Below are 14,430 nucleotides of genomic sequence, written 5' to 3'. Positions count from 1 at the left end.
CTCACCCGTTCGCCACTAATCCCCACCGAAGTGGTTCATCGTTCGACTTGCATGTGTTAAGCACGCCGCCAGCGTTCGTCCTGAGCCAGGATCAAACTCTCCGTGAATGTTTACCGGTAATCCGGTGCACGCACACGAGAGCGGAACCACCGGAGGAATAGTCCGGCGGTTCACAGCGTCCTCGCTGTGTTTTTTCAAAGGAACCTCGACCATCCGAACCGGATGGACGGGGTATCAACATATCTGGCGTTGACTTTTGGCACGCTGTTGAGTTCTCAAGGAACGGACGCTTCCTTTGTACTCACCCTCTCGGGCTTTCCTCCGGGCGCTTCCCTTCGGTCTTGCGTTTCCGACTCTATCAGATCTTTTCTCGACCCGATTTCCTCGGTGCTTTCCAGGTTCCCGCTTTCGCGTTTCCCTTTCCGGCGGTTCCGACTTTATCAGAGATTCTCAGTCGGTTTTTCCTCCCCCTCCGAGCGACGGTTCCGACGCACGAGGTGGTCGGGTGCCCGGTCGGGAGGAGTTGCAAACGTACTGGAGCGGGGCGCCTCGATGCAAATCGAGGCGCCCCGCTCCCAGTTCACCCGTGGCTGACGGGCCGTCGGACCGTCAGACCTCCACCACCACGGGAAGGATCATCGGCCGGCGACGGTAGGTGTCGGAGACCCACTTGCCCAGGGTGCGGCGGACGAGCTGCTGCATCTGGTGGGGTTCGACGACGCCGTCCTGGGCCGAGCGCTCCAGCGTCTCCGTGATCTTCGGGATCACCTCGCCGAAGGCGGAGTCCTCGATACCGGAGCCGCGGGCCTGGACATGGGGACCGCCCGTGATCTTGCCGGTGGACGAGTCGATGACCACGAAGACCGAGATGATGCCCTCGTCGCCGAGGATCTTGCGGTCCTTCAGGGCCGGCTCGCCGACGTCACCGACGGAGAGGCCGTCGACGTAGACGTATCCAGCCTGGACCTTGCCGGAGATCTTGGCCTTGCCCTCGATGAGGTCGACGACCACGCCGTCCTCGGCGATGACGATGCGGTCGTGCGGGACGCCGGTCAGGGCGCCCAGTTCGGCGTTGGCGCGCAGATGGCGCCACTCGCCGTGCACCGGCATCAGGTTCTTCGGGCGGCAGATGTTGTAGAAGTACAGCAGCTCGCCGGCCGAGGCGTGGCCCGAGACGTGGACCTTGGCGTTGCCCTTGTGGACGACGTTGGCTCCCCAGCGGGTCAGGCCGTTGATCACGCGGTAGACCGCGTTCTCGTTGCCGGGGATCAGCGAGGACGCCAGGATCACGGTGTCGCCGTCGACGATGCGGATCTGGTGGTCGCGGTTGGCCATCCGGGACAGGGCGGCCATCGGTTCGCCCTGGGAGCCCGTGCAGACCAGGACGACCTCGCTGTCCGGCAGGTCGTCGAGGGTCTTGACGTCCACGACCAGCCCCGGCGGGACCTTGAGGTAGCCGAGGTCGCGGGCGATGCCCATGTTGCGGACCATGGAGCGGCCGACGAAGGCGACCCGGCGGCCGTACTCGTGCGCCGCGTCCAGGATCTGCTGGATGCGGTGGACGTGGCTGGCGAAGCTGGCCACGATGATCCGCTTGCGGGCACCGGCGAAGACCTGGCGCAGCACGTTGGAGATGTCGCGCTCGGGCGGGACGAAGCCCGGGACCTCGGCGTTCGTGGAGTCGGACAGCAGAAGGTCGATGCCTTCCTCGCTGAGCCTGGCGAACGCGTGCAGGTCCGTGAGGCGGTTGTCCAGCGGGAGCTGGTCCATCTTGAAGTCGCCGGTGTGGACGACCATGCCGGCCGGGGTGCGGATGGCCACGGCGAGGGCGTCGGGGATCGAGTGGTTGACGGCGATGAACTCGCAGTCGAAGGGTCCGACGCGCTCGCGCTGTCCTTCCGCCACCTCGAGGGTGTACGGACGGATGCGGTGCTCCTGGAGCTTCGCCTCGATGAGGGCGAGGGTCAGCTTGGAGCCGATCAGCGGGATGTCCGGCTTCTCGCGGAGGAGGAAGGGGACGCCGCCGATGTGGTCCTCGTGGCCGTGGGTGAGGACGATGCCCTCGATGTCGTCGAGACGGTCCCGGATGGACGTGAAGTCCGGCAGGATCAGGTCGATTCCGGGCTGCTCCGCCTCGGGGAAGAGCACGCCGCAGTCGACGATCAGCAGGCGGCCCCCGTACTCGAAGACCGTCATGTTGCGGCCGATCTCGCCGAGACCGCCGAGCGGAGTGACGCGCAGGCCGCCCTTGGGAAGCCGGGAGGGCGGACGGAGTTCAGGATGCGGATGACTCAAAAGACTCTCCTCACCACACACGCCACGTACCGGTGGGGCACGTGGCGCGCATGACGTTCGTGCAGAAGCAGTTGTCGTAGTGGGGTGCGGGCACCGGTGGCCCGCGTATTCAGTTGTGAAGTACGTCTGCGCGATCGAACGCGCGAAGTCTGGTTACTGGAGTTGTACCCCGCCGGCAGCAAGATCGATCTTGAGCTGCTCGATCTCTTCCGGCGTGCACTCGGCCATGGGGGCGCGCAGCGGGCCGGCGGGCAGTCCCAGGAGGGAGAGCGCCGCCTTGGCGGTCATCACGCCCTGGGTGCGGAACATGCCCGTGTACACGGGGAGCAGCTTCTGGTGGATCTCGGTGGCCTTCTGGACGTCGCCGGAGGTGTACGCCTCGACCAGGGCGCGCAGCTCGGGGGTGACGAGGTGGCCGACGACCGAGACGAAGCCGACCGCTCCGATCGAGAGCAGCGGCAGGTTCAGCATGTCGTCGCCGGAGTACCAGGCGAGGCCGGAGCGCGCGATGGCCCAGCCGGCCCGGCCGAGGTCGCCCTTGGCGTCCTTGTTCGCGACGATCCGCGGGTGCTCGGCGAGGCGGACGATCGTCTCGGTGCTGATCGGGACGCCGCTGCGGCCGGGGATGTCGTAGAGCATGACCGGCAGTCCGGCGGCGTCGGCGACGGCCGTGAAGTGCCGGTAGAGGCCCTCCTGCGGGGGCTTGTTGTAGTACGGGGTGACGACCAGGAGGCCGTGCGCTCCGGCGCGCTCCGCGGCGCGGGCCAGTTCGATGCTGTGGCGGGTGTCGTTGGTGCCGACTCCGGCCACGACGTGGGCGCGGTCGCCGACGGCCTCCACGATGGCCCGTACGAGGTCCGCTTTCTCCGCGTCGGTGGTGGTGGGGGACTCGCCGGTGGTGCCGTTGAGGATCAGGCCGTCGTTGCCTGCGTCCACCAGGTGGGTGGCGAGCCGCCGTGCGCCGTCGAGGTCGAGTGCGCCGTCCGCCGTGAAGGGCGTGACCATGGCGGTGAGGACCCGCCCGAAGGGGGTCTGCGGAGTGGAGGTCGGAGCCATGGGTTACACGCTACTCGTTGCTCAGGCCGGGGTCTTCCCTTGGGGGAGGCGACGGGGTGTGACGGACGGCGAGCCCGGCACTGCCTGCTCGGGGGTTCAGGCAGTACCGGACCCGTTCGATCAGGCTAGATGAACTTCACGAAATGCCGCAATACGGACACCGCGCCCGACTGATCCGCACACGCGTCCGTGCGGCCGCGACCTGCGCCTGCCGCTGGACGGGGGGACGTTCGGTGGCGTCCGGTCACATACGGCTGCGAACTTCTGCGAACGCGGTGAAAGGGGGCACCTTCCGGGCCACTCGTTCGTCTGTACTGGTGACAGTGACTCGTTCGATCCCGAGGGGAGACGTACCTCTGATGTCCGGACGGAGCGAACCCGTGCCGTTCGCCTTTGTCGCCGAGGCCGACAGGTTCCGCAGCAATGTCGCCCCACCGCCCCGTGAGCGCGCCTCCGCCGGCCAGATGGCCGGGCGCTGGCTGCTGGGGCTCACCCTCGCCGGGGGCCTGGTGGGCGCCTTGGTCATCGGGATGCCGGCGTTGTCCGCCGATTCCTCGGCGCCGGGGACACAGCAGTCGCAGGCGACCGAGGGGCGCTGAGCCGCCCCGGGGGCGCGGGGCCATCCGGGCCCCCGAGGGTGGTGACAGGGGGCACGGATCGATAGCCTCACCGGGCACTGACCACGCATGGATCGAGTGAGGACCCGTCGTGCCCCTGCCCTTCCTGACGGCCGACCGCGCTTTCGACACGGCGGACGATGCCGCCCTGCCGTACGACGACCGGGACCGCTGGCGGCGCCCGTACCGGCCGGGTCCCTGGCGGGTCGGGGTGGCGGCGCTCCTGCTGCTGCTCGCCGCGTTCGTGCTGTTCGCCGCGGTGATCATCGCGGCGACGGCAACGCTGTCATCCGCCGGAACGGTCTTCGCCATCGCGCTGGTCGTCGTCGCGGGCGCGCTGCGGCTGCTGCGCATGGGCGTGTGGGTGAGCGCCCGGGGACTGCGGCACGTGACTTTCCTGACCACGCGGACGACCTCCTGGGAGCAGATCGCCTCCGTGCGCACGGCGCAGCAGCCGGTGCGCTGGCTGGGGCTGCCCCGGACCGTGCAGGGGCAGGCGCTGCTGCTGGTCCGGCAGGGACGCTCGGCGGGCGCCCAGCAGCCGCTGCTGACCTCGCACAACGCGGACTTCCTGCACCGGGACCCGGCGGCCTTCGACCGCGCGGCCGACTCGGTGGAGGTCTGGGCCGAGGAGTACGGGCGCCACTGAGCGTGCCGTCACGCCCGGCAGGGCCGCCGCGTGCTCACTGAGCGGTCCTGTGCAGGGCGATCGCCCGCTGCATCGCCTTGCGGGCCCGCGGGGTGTCGCGGGCGTCGTGGTAGGCGACGGCGAGCCGGAACCAGCTGCGCCAGTCGTCGGGGGCGTCCTCCGTCTCGGCCCTGCGGCGGGCGAAGACCTCGTCGGCGGAGTCCCGGTCGATCCGGCCGCTGGGCAGGCGCTTCAGCTCGTCGACGGGGAGGCCCCCCTCGGCGTCGAGCAGGGCGGCCAGCCGGTTGGCGCTGCGGACGAACTCGGTGTTCTTCCAGAGGAACCACACACCGATGACCGGCAGGATCAGCACCGCGACACCGAAGGTGACGGTGAGGGGCGTGCCGGCCTCGATGAGCAGCACGCCGCGGCTGCCGACCAGGACGAAGTAGACGACCAGGACGGCGGCCGTGAGGGCGTAGGAGATCTTCGCGCGCATGGGGTCGGTCCGGCTCAGTTCAGGTCGAGGAAGTGTTCCAGGCCGAAGGTCAGGCCGGGAGTGGTCACCACGCGGCGGGCGCCGAGCAGGATGCCCGGCATGAAGCTGCTGTGGTGCAGGGAGTCGTGGCGGACGGTGAGGGTCTCGCCCTCGGCCCCGAGGAGCACCTCCTGGTGGGCGAGGAGTCCGCGCAGCCGGACGGCGTGCACCGGGACGCCGTCGACATCGGCGCCGCGGGCGCCGTCGAGGGCGGTGGTGGTGGCGTCCGGGGCGGGTGCGCTGCCGGCCCTGCGGCGGGCCTCCGCGATGAGCTGGGCGGTGCGCGTGGCGGTGCCGCTGGGGGCGTCCACCTTGTTCGGGTGGTGCAGTTCGACGACCTCTACGGACTCGAAGTACGGGGCGGCGATCTGCGCGAACTTCATGGTGAGCACGGCGCCGATGGAGAAGTTCGGGGCGATCAGCACGCCCGTCTCCGGGAACTGGTCGAGCCAGCCCGTCAGCTGCGCGAGGCGGTCCTCGGTCCAGCCCGTGGTGCCGACCACCGCGTGGATGCCGTGGCGCACGCAGAAGTCGAGGTTGCCCATGACCGAGGCGGGGGTGGTCAGCTCCACGGCGACCTGGGCGCCGTTCTCGGCGAGGGTCTCCAGCTTGTCGCCCCGGCCGAGGGCGGCCACCAGCTCCATGTCGTCGGCGGCCTCGACCGCCCGTACCGCCTCGGAACCGATCCGGCCCTTGGCGCCGAGGACCGCCACGCGCAGCTTGCTCATGTTCCTTGTTTCCTTACCGGGAGGGGTCAGGCGACGGCGTCGTGGAGCCGGGCCGCCTGCTTGTCCTTGATCGGGCCGATGACCGACAGGGAGGGCCGCCGTCCCAGGACGTCGCGGGCGACCGAGCGGACGTCGTCCGGGGTGACCGAGGCTATCCGGGTCAGCATGTCGTCGACCGACATCTGCTCGCCCCAGCACAGCTCGCTCTTGCCGATACGGTTCATCAGCGCGCCGGTGTCCTCCAGGCCGAGGACGGTGGAACCCCTCAGCTGGCCGATGGCGCGCTCGATCTCGTCGTCGGGCAGTCCGTGCTCGGCGACCTGGTCGAGTTCGTCGCGGCAGATCTTCAGCACGTCGTGCACCTGGGAGGGCCTGCAGCCCGCGTACACGCCGAACAGGCCGCAGTCGGCGAAGCCGGAGGTGTACGAGTACACGCTGTAGGCCAGTCCGCGCTTCTCCCGGACCTCCTGGAAGAGCCGGGACGACATGCCGCCGCCGAGGGCGGTGTTCAGCACGCCGAGGGCCCAGCGCCGCTCGTCGGTGCGGGACAGGCCCGGCGTGCCGAGGATGACGTGCGCCTGCTCCGTCCTGCGCCCGACGAGCTCGACCCGGCCGGCGGTGCGCAGCGCGCGCCGGCCGCCGCGCGGGGCGACCGGCTCGACGCCGAGGTTCTTGAAGGCGCCGGCCTTCTCGAAGGCGGCGCGGACCTGGCGTACGACCTTGTTGTGGTCGATGTTGCCGGCGCAGGCGACCACGAGGTGGGTCGGGTCGTAGTGCTTCTTGTAGAAGCGGCGGATGCGGTCGGCGGTGAGGGCGTTGACGGTGTCGACGGTGCCGAGGACGGGGCGGCCGAGGGGGTTGTCGCCGAACATGGTGTGCGCGAACAGGTCGTGCACGCAGTCGCCCGGGTCGTCCTCGGTCATCGCGATCTCTTCGAGGATGGCGCCGCGTTCGACGTCGACGTCCTCCTCACGGATCACGGAGCCGGTGAGCATGTCGCACACCACGTCGATGGCGAGCGGCAGGTCGGTGTCGAGCACGCGCGCGTAGTAGCACGTGTACTCCTTGGCCGTGAACGCGTTCATCTCGCCGCCGACGGCGTCGAGGGCGGAGGAGATGTCCAGGGCGGACCGGCGGGAGGTGCCCTTGAAGAGCAGGTGCTCCAGGTAGTGCGTGGCGCCGCCCAGGGCCGGGGTCTCGTCGCGGGAGCCGACGTGGGCCCAGATGCCGAAGGTCGCCGAGCGGACCGAGGGCAGCGTCTCGGTGACGATGCGCAGGCCGCCGGGGAGGGTGGTCTTGCGGACCGTGCCGATGCCGTTCTCGCCCTTGATCAGGGTTTGGGTACGGGCGACGGCCCGCCCCTCCGAGGAGGGGCGGGCCGTCGCCTTGGCGCTACGAGACGTCACTTGGCGGTGTCGTCCTTCCCCGCGGCGGAGCCGCCGGCGGATGCGGCGTCGTCGCCCTCTTCGCCCTCGATCACGGGGATCAGGGAGAGCTTGCCGCGGGAGTCGATCTCGGCGATCTCGACCTGGACCTTGTGGCCCACGCCGAGGACGTCCTCGACGTTCTCCACGCGCTTGCCGCCGGCCAGCTTGCGGATCTGCGAGATGTGCAGCAGACCGTCCTTGCCGGGCAGCAGGGAGACGAACGCGCCGAAGGTGGTCGTCTTCACGACCGTGCCCAGGTAGCGCTCGCCGACCTCGGGCATCGTCGGGTTGGCGATGCCGTTGATCGTGGTGCGAGCGGCCTCGGCGGCCGGGCCGTCGGCGGCACCGATGTAGATGGTGCCGTCGTCCTCGATGGTGATCTCGGCGCCGGTGTCCTCCTGGATCTGGTTGATCATCTTGCCCTTGGGGCCGATGACCTCACCGATCTTGTCGACCGGGATCTTCACGGTGATGATCCGCGGCGCGTTCGGGGACATCTCGTCCGGCGTGTCGATCGCTTCCATCATCACGTCGAGGATGTGGAGGCGGGCGTCACGGGCCTGCTTGAGGGCGGCGGCCAGGACGGAGGCCGGGATGCCGTCCAGCTTGGTGTCGAGCTGGAGGGCGGTGACGAACTCCTTGGTGCCGGCGACCTTGAAGTCCATGTCGCCGAAGGCGTCCTCCGCACCGAGGATGTCGGTGAGGGCGACGTAGTGCGTCTCGCCGTTGATCTCCTGGGAGATCAGACCCATGGCGATACCGGCGACCGGGGCCTTGAGCGGCACACCGGCGTTCAGCAGCGACATGGTGGAGGCGCAGACCGAGCCCATGGACGTCGAGCCGTTGGAGCCGAGGGCCTCGGACACCTGACGGATCGCGTAGGGGAACTCCTCGCGCGTCGGCAGCACCGGCACGATGGCGCGCTCGGCGAGGGCGCCGTGGCCGATCTCGCGGCGCTTGGGGGAGCCCACGCGGCCGGTCTCGCCGACGGAGTAGGGCGGGAAGTTGTAGTTGTGCATGTAGCGCTTGCGGGTCACCGGGGAGAGGGTGTCCAGCTGCTGCTCCATGCGGAGCATGTTGAGGGTGGTGACGCCCAGGATCTGGGTCTCGCCACGCTCGAACAGCGCGGAGCCGTGCACCCGCGGGATGGCCTCGACCTCGGCGGCCAGGGTGCGGATGTCGGTGACACCGCGGCCGTCGATGCGCTTCTTCTCCTTGATGACGCGCTCACGGACCAGGGACTTGGTCAGCGAGCGGTACGCGGCGGAGATCTCCTTCTCGCGGCCCTCGAACTCCGGCAGGAGCTTCTCGGCGGCGAGGGCCTTGACGCGGTCCAGCTCGGCCTCGCGCTCCTGCTTGCCGGCGATGGTCAGCGCGGAGGCGAGCTCCGGCTTGACGGCGCCGGCCAGCGCCTCGAGGACGTCGTCCTGGTAGTCCAGGAAGATCGGGAACTCGCCGGTGGGCTTGGCGGCCTTGGCGGCGAGGTCGGCCTGGGCGCGGCAGAGCACCTTGATGAAGGGCTTCGCGGCCTCGAGACCGGCGGCGACGACCTCCTCGGTCGGCGCCTCGGCGCCGCCCTCGACCAGCTTGACGGTCTTCTCGGTGGCCTCGGCCTCGACCATCATGATCGCGACGTCGCCGTCCTCCAGGACGCGGCCCGCGACGACCATGTCGAAGACGGCGTCCTCGAGCTCGGTGTGCGTCGGGAACGCCACCCACTGGCCGTTGATCAGCGCGACGCGGACGCCGCCGATCGGGCCGGAGAAGGGCAGGCCGGCCAGCTGCGTGGACGCGGAGGCGGCGTTGATCGCCACGACGTCGTACAGGTGGTCGGGGTTGAGCGCCATGATCGTGGCGACGACCTGGATCTCGTTGCGCAGGCCCTTCTTGAAGGACGGGCGCAGCGGGCGGTCGATGAGGCGGCAGGTGAGGATCGCGTCCTCGGAGGGCCGGCCTTCCCGGCGGAAGAAGGAGCCGGGGATCTTGCCGGCCGCGTACATCCGCTCCTCGACGTCCACCGTGAGGGGGAAGAAGTCGAGCTGGTCCTTGGGGTTCTTCGAGGCGCTGGTGGCCGACAGCACCATGGTGTCGTCGTCCAGGTAGGCCACGGCGGAGCCGGCGGCCTGGCGGGCCAGGCGGCCCGTCTCGAAGCGGATGGTGCGGGTGCCGAAGGAGCCGTTGTCGATGACGGCTTCGGCGTAGTGGGTCTCGTTCTCCACTAGCGAATTCTCCGTTACTTGTCGTCTTTCGTCCCTCCTCGCCCGTGTGGCGGGGGGACGGGGACGGAGAAGCGCTCCACTGGTGCGGGCCGGTCTTCGATCGAAGCTCCCGGGGCTGTCTCTCCCGGGGGCCACTACCGAGGACCGGCGGCGGCGAGGTGCGCTTCTCCTCGTGCGTCGTTCGTACCTATTGCGTTGTGCTACCACACTACAAAGGTGTGGTGACAGTCCGCACGTACAGCAAAGGGAGCGGTCCCGTTTTCCCGGGAACCGCTCCCCTCACGGCGTCTTACTTGGCGCCCGCCGCACCGCGGCGGATGCCGAGGCGGTCGACCAGCGCACGGAAGCGCTGGATGTCCTTCTTGGCGAGGTACTGCAGCAGCCGGCGGCGCTGACCGACCAGGATCAGCAGACCACGACGGGAGTGGTGGTCGTGCTTGTGGGTCTTCAGGTGCTCCGTCAGGTCGGAGATCCGACGGGACAGCAGAGCGACCTGGACCTCGGGGGAGCCGGTGTCACCCTCCTTGGTACCGAACTCGGAGATGATCTGCTTCTTCACTGCGGCGTCGAGCGACACGCGTACTCCTCATACTGTGAGTGGCCACCGAGTGCCCCCGGTCTACGTCTCGGGGGAGCTTCCTTGACTCGGAAGGCGGGGATCCGCTGGGCGCGGCCTCCAGGGCGAGATCTCGCTCCGGGGGCGCGTACACAAACGTCCGTCACACAGGGTACCAGCCCGTAGCGGCCCCTTTTCCCCCGGTCCGGGAACCGGCCGGGGCGGAGGCGCCGGGCCACTAGGGTGAGCGCTCGGACCGTTCGTACGTGGGGAAGGGGTCGCTGGGGCATGGCGGAGACGGCTGACGAGATCAAGGCACGCAAGGAGCGGGAGAAGAACGAGCTCTACGCCCTCGACATCTCCGGCGTGGAGTGGCACGGCGCACCCGGCACCGAGGAGCACGAGGAGCGGGTCGAGATCGCGTACCTGCCCGACGGCGCCGTGGCGATGCGGTCGTCCCTCGACCCGGGCACGGTGCTGCGGTACACGGAGGCGGAGTGGCGGGCCTTCGTGCTGGGCGCGCGAGACGGCGAATTCGACCTGGAGCCGGCGCCCGGCGACGGAGGGCCCGCCGCGGCCTCCCCGTGATGTGGAGATACGGCAACGGGCGGCACGTGTGCGTGCCGCCCGTTGGTGTGTGCGCCAACGGGCGTACGGGCGGGGCGGGTTGACGGTGTCCCGCGTGTGATGGATTGCGTGGCACGGCTGTTGACCGTTGCACGGGTGTTGAGCGATTTTGCCCTCTTAAGTAGTGAATTCCTGACGGGTCTTGGCCGCGGTGTGCGGGGCCGGACGGCCCGTGCCGAGGGGTGGGCGGGGCTGACGGGGCGGGGCTCCTGGTGATTAGGCTGGTACCCGGCGCGACGCCAGAACCCGTGAACCGGGCATCGGCGTCCTACGGGGAGGGCACATGGTCGCCCCCAGCACGCACGAGGGTGCTCGACCAACCAGGAGGAACTGTGAGCAGCGACCGGGACGGGACGCGCGGGGGCTGGGCGACACCCGGCGAGGGCCGGCCCGATGCGGAGTCCGCCATCGAGACGACGGGCGAGTTCACCATCGACTACGCGCCGCCTGCCTGGTACACGCAGAACGCTTCGGGGAGTGCGGAGCCGGAGGCGCCGTCCTCTTCCCCGGACGCCCCGGATTCCCCGGGTGCTTCCGGCGCCTCGCCTGCCCCCGCCCCTTCGTCCGGCGGGCCCGTGCCGCCGTTGCCGGGGCTCGCTCCGCCCCCGCACGCGGTGGGGGCGACGGGGCCGTCGTCCCTTCCGGTTCCGCCCGCGCCCGCGCCGTTCACGCCGCCCGCTCCACCCGCGCCGCCTGTGCCGCCCGCGCCTCCTGCCGGGGGGCCGGTGGCCGTGCCCAGGCTTCCGGAGGGGAGCGGGTTCGAGCCGCAACGGCCGGCAGCGGAGGAGCAGTCCGCGGATTCCGCTTCGGCTTCGCCCTCGGGCGTGCCGAACATTCCGGTCGGCGGGTTCCCGTCGCAGTGGTCGGCGCCCGTCGCCGGGGAGGAGCCCGCGGCCGAGGAGAAGCCTGCGGCCGAGGAGGAGCGCGGCGACACCGGTGATCTGGAGAGCGGCGCCACGATCCGCTTCTCCGCCGCCGCGGTGAAGCGGGAGATCGCGGAGCGCGAGGCGGAGGCCGCGGCCGCGTCGAGCGCGGAGGCCGGGGAAGCCCGGGAGGAGCCGTCCGACGTCGCGGACGGCACCGACGCGGACGAGGACTCCTCGGAGGTCGCCGACGAGTCGGTGGATTCCACGGGCTCCCCCGACATCGACGCCGACGCCGACGCCGAGGAGGCTGCCGCGGCGGCGGACGAGGGTGAGGACTCCGAGTCCGTCGAGGACGCGAGCGGCGACGACGCCGAGCCCTCGGTGACCGAGGTGGCGGACGACGCCGCGCCGGCGGAGCCGGAGGCAGAGCCCGCGGACCCGGTGCCCGCCGAGGACGCACCGGCGGCCGACGACCCCGCGGACGCCGAGCCGGTGAACGACGCGGTGCCCGAGGCGGCGCCCGCCGAGACCCCCGAGGATGCCGTCCCGGCAGCGCCCGACGCCCCGCCCTCCTGGACTCCCCCGCCGCCGGCCGCGCCCCCGGTGCCGCCGGCGTACCCCGCTGCGGCGGGCCAGTGGCCCGCGGAGGCGGGCACGCCCGGTCAGCAGCCTCAGCCCGCGTCGGCGCAGGACCAGCCTGTCGTACCAGCCCAGCAGCCGCCGTTCCAGCCGCAGGCGCCGCAGCCCGCGCCCGCCGCCTGGAACCAGCCGGCCACCCCGGCCCAGCCCGCCGGATACGGCTTCCCGCAGCCCGGCGCTGCGGCACCGCAGACACCCGCACAGCCCCAGCCCGCTCAGCCTGGTGTGGCACAGCCGCCCGCTCCGCAGGCGGGATACGGCTTCCCTCAGCCCGGCACGACGGCACCGCAGACACCCGCACAGCCCCAGCCGGGGAACCCGCCCAACGCACCGGCCGGATACGGGTTCCCCCAGTCCGGCACGGCGCCGCAGGCGCCCTCGCCTGCTCCCCAGCCGCAGGCCGGGTACGGCTTCCCGCAGCCGCCCGCGCAGCCCCAGCCCGGGAACCCGCCCGGTCAGCCCGGTGCGGCACAGCCGCCCGCTCCGCAGGCGGGTTACGGGTTCCCGCAGGCCGGTGGCGGTCCGGCGGGCCCGCAGGTGCCCGCGCAGCCCGGGGCCGCGCCCGCCGCACAGCCCCAGCCCGAGACCCCCTCCGCTCCGCAGGCGGGGTACGGCTTCCCGCAGGCCGGTGCCGCAGCGGCGCAGCCGCCCGCACAGCCCCAGCCGGGGAACCCGCCCAACGCACCGGCCGGGTACGGTTTTCCGCCCGGTGCGGGCCCGACTCCCCCGGCACAGCCAGGTGGTTACGGCTTCCCGCAGCAGCCCCAGCCGCAGAACCCCGATGTGCCGCCGCAGGGCGGGCAGCCGCCGCAGCCGCCCGTCGACCCGCGGGCCGGGGCCGCCTGGCCGCAGCCCATCCAGCACGACCAGCGGCAGCCGACCAACCCCGGTGCCGCGCCCCTCGGTTACACCGCGGCGGTGGAGCTCTCCTCGGACCGGCTGCTCAACAGCAGGAGGCAGAAGCCGAAGAGCAGCCGCCCCGCGTCCGGCGGATCGCGTTTCAAGCTGGGCGGGAAGAAGGAGGAGGCGGAGCGGCAGCGGAAGCTGGAGCTGATCCGCACGCCGGTGCTGTCGTGCTACCGGATCGCCGTCATCAGCCTCAAGGGCGGTGTCGGCAAGACGACCACGACCACCGCGCTCGGTTCCACCCTCGCCACCGAGCGGCAGGACAAGATCCTCGCGATCGACGCCAACCCGGACGCCGGCACGCTCGGCCGCCGGGTGCGGCGTGAGACCGGGGCCACCATCCGCGATCTCGTCCAGGCGATCCCGTACCTCAACTCGTACATGGACATCCGGCGGTTCACCTCGCAGGCGTCCTCCGGTCTGGAGATCATCGCCAACGACGTCGACCCGGCCGTGTCCACGACGTTCAACGACGAGGACTACCGGCGCGCGATCGACGTGCTCGGCAAGCAGTACCCGATCATCCTCACCGACTCCGGTACGGGCCTGCTCTACAGCGCGATGCGCGGGGTGCTGGACCTCGCCGACCAGCTCATCATCATCTCCACGCCGTCGGTGGACGGGGCCAGCAGCGCGAGTACGACGCTGGACTGGCTGTCCGCGCACGGGTACGCGGACCTGGTGTCGCGGTCGCTCACCGTGATCTCCGGGGTGCGCGAGACCGGCAAGATGATCAAGGTCGACGACATCGTGTCGCACTTCCAGACCCGGTGCAGGGGGGTGCTGGTCGTGCCCTTCGACGAGCACCTCGCCGCCGGTGCGGAGGTCGACCTCGACATGATGCGGCCCAAGGTGCGGGAGGCGTACTTCAACCTCGCGGCGATGGTCGCCGAGGACTTCGTCCGGCACCAGCAGTCGCACGGTCTGTGGACCTCCGACGGCAACCCGCCGCCGGTCGCCGCCCCGCCGCTGCCGGGCCAGCCCGTTCCGGGTCAGCCCGTGCCGGGTCAGCCGGGACCGTATCCGCAGCAGGGTGCGTACCCGCAGCAGCCGCAGCCCGGACAGCCGTACGCGCAGCCGGGGCAGCCGCCGGTCCCGCCCGGCCACCCGTACCCGCAGGTTCCGGGGCAGGCCCATCCGGCTCAGCCCTACCCGGCGCAGCCCGGGCAGCAGCCGCCCCCGCAGCAGTAGGGGCCGGCCGCGACGCGGCAGGGGCGGGTCTCCCGGTTGACGGGAGGCCCGCCCCTGCCGCTGTCCGCGCCCGCGTGATCCGCCGCCAGCCGCTGGCCAGGGACGCTTCAGCGGTCTGGACCATTGGGTGGGAGAGC

11 protein-coding genes and 1 rRNA gene (1 of these 12 cut by a window edge) are annotated in these 14,430 nt (G+C 71.0%); 4 read left to right on the top strand and 8 right to left on the bottom strand.

Annotation, left to right across the window (positions count from 1 at the left end; genetic code table 11):
* The 3 genes from CNQ36_RS28775 to dapA form a co-directional block, all read right to left on the bottom strand.
* Positions 1 to 107: ribosomal RNA gene (locus CNQ36_RS28775) — 16S ribosomal RNA — on the bottom strand (it extends 1,419 nt beyond the left edge of the window).
* Positions 108 to 609: 502 nt separating this feature from the next.
* A complete protein-coding gene (locus CNQ36_RS28765) occupies positions 610 to 2,295 on the bottom strand; it encodes a ribonuclease J (RefSeq protein WP_121548114.1) in 1,686 nt (561 codons plus the stop codon).
* Between the two features lie 153 nt (positions 2,296 to 2,448).
* Positions 2,449 to 3,351, bottom strand: coding sequence for a 4-hydroxy-tetrahydrodipicolinate synthase (gene dapA, locus CNQ36_RS28760; protein ID WP_121548113.1), 903 nt, complete (start codon positions 3,349 to 3,351; stop codon positions 2,449 to 2,451).
* 359 nt (positions 3,352 to 3,710) lie between these two features.
* Here dapA and CNQ36_RS28755 point away from each other — a divergent pair, with 359 nt between their 5' ends.
* Positions 3,711 to 3,950, top strand: coding sequence for a hypothetical protein (locus CNQ36_RS28755; protein WP_040906039.1), 240 nt, complete (start codon positions 3,711 to 3,713; stop codon positions 3,948 to 3,950).
* A 109-nt stretch (positions 3,951 to 4,059) separates the two neighbouring features.
* On the top strand, positions 4,060 to 4,617 hold the full coding sequence (locus CNQ36_RS28750) for a hypothetical protein (RefSeq protein ID WP_004924716.1): 558 nt from the start codon (positions 4,060 to 4,062) through the stop codon (positions 4,615 to 4,617).
* Positions 4,618 to 4,651: 34 nt separating this feature from the next.
* Here CNQ36_RS28750 and CNQ36_RS28745 read toward each other — a convergent pair whose 3' ends face one another.
* The 5 genes from CNQ36_RS28745 to rpsO all read right to left on the bottom strand — a co-directional run bounded on the left by CNQ36_RS28745 (position 4,652) and on the right by rpsO (position 10,085).
* A complete protein-coding gene (locus CNQ36_RS28745) occupies positions 4,652 to 5,095 on the bottom strand; it encodes a tetratricopeptide repeat protein (RefSeq protein ID WP_121548112.1) in 444 nt (147 codons plus the stop codon).
* A gap of 14 nt (positions 5,096 to 5,109) precedes the next feature.
* Positions 5,110 to 5,862 (bottom strand): 4-hydroxy-tetrahydrodipicolinate reductase, encoded by a 753-nt coding sequence (dapB, locus tag CNQ36_RS28740; protein ID WP_004924719.1) that lies wholly within the window; start codon positions 5,860 to 5,862, stop codon positions 5,110 to 5,112.
* A 26-nt stretch (positions 5,863 to 5,888) separates the two neighbouring features.
* Entirely contained in the window at positions 5,889 to 7,268 is a 1,380-nt protein-coding gene (locus tag CNQ36_RS28735) for a M16 family metallopeptidase (protein WP_121548111.1), read from the bottom strand.
* Positions 7,265 to 9,508: a polyribonucleotide nucleotidyltransferase gene (locus tag CNQ36_RS28730; protein ID WP_004924723.1), complete on the bottom strand. Its 2,244-nt coding sequence runs from the start codon at positions 9,506 to 9,508 to the stop codon at positions 7,265 to 7,267. Before CNQ36_RS28730 ends, CNQ36_RS28735 begins: the two co-directional genes overlap by 4 nt.
* 289 nt (positions 9,509 to 9,797) lie before the next feature.
* On the bottom strand, positions 9,798 to 10,085 hold the full coding sequence (gene rpsO / locus CNQ36_RS28725) for a 30S ribosomal protein S15 (RefSeq protein WP_004924725.1): 288 nt from the start codon (positions 10,083 to 10,085) through the stop codon (positions 9,798 to 9,800).
* 267 nt (positions 10,086 to 10,352) lie between these two features.
* On the opposite strand from rpsO, the gene CNQ36_RS28720 reads away from it, so the two are divergent.
* The gene (locus CNQ36_RS28720) at positions 10,353 to 10,652 is read left to right on the top strand and encodes a DUF397 domain-containing protein (RefSeq protein WP_004924728.1); all 300 of its coding nucleotides are present in this window, start codon (positions 10,353 to 10,355) and stop codon (positions 10,650 to 10,652) included.
* 371 nt (positions 10,653 to 11,023) lie between these two features.
* On the top strand, positions 11,024 to 14,293 hold the full coding sequence (locus CNQ36_RS28715; RefSeq protein WP_121548110.1) for an SCO5717 family growth-regulating ATPase: 3,270 nt from the start codon (positions 11,024 to 11,026) through the stop codon (positions 14,291 to 14,293).
* The last annotated feature ends 137 nt before the right edge of the window (positions 14,294 to 14,430 follow it).

This window comes from Streptomyces fungicidicus (assembly GCF_003665435.1).
Taxonomy (GTDB): domain Bacteria; phylum Actinomycetota; class Actinomycetes; order Streptomycetales; family Streptomycetaceae; genus Streptomyces; species Streptomyces fungicidicus.
Note: the sequence above shows the minus strand (reverse complement) of the source record. Positions and strands in the feature narration are given on the sequence as shown.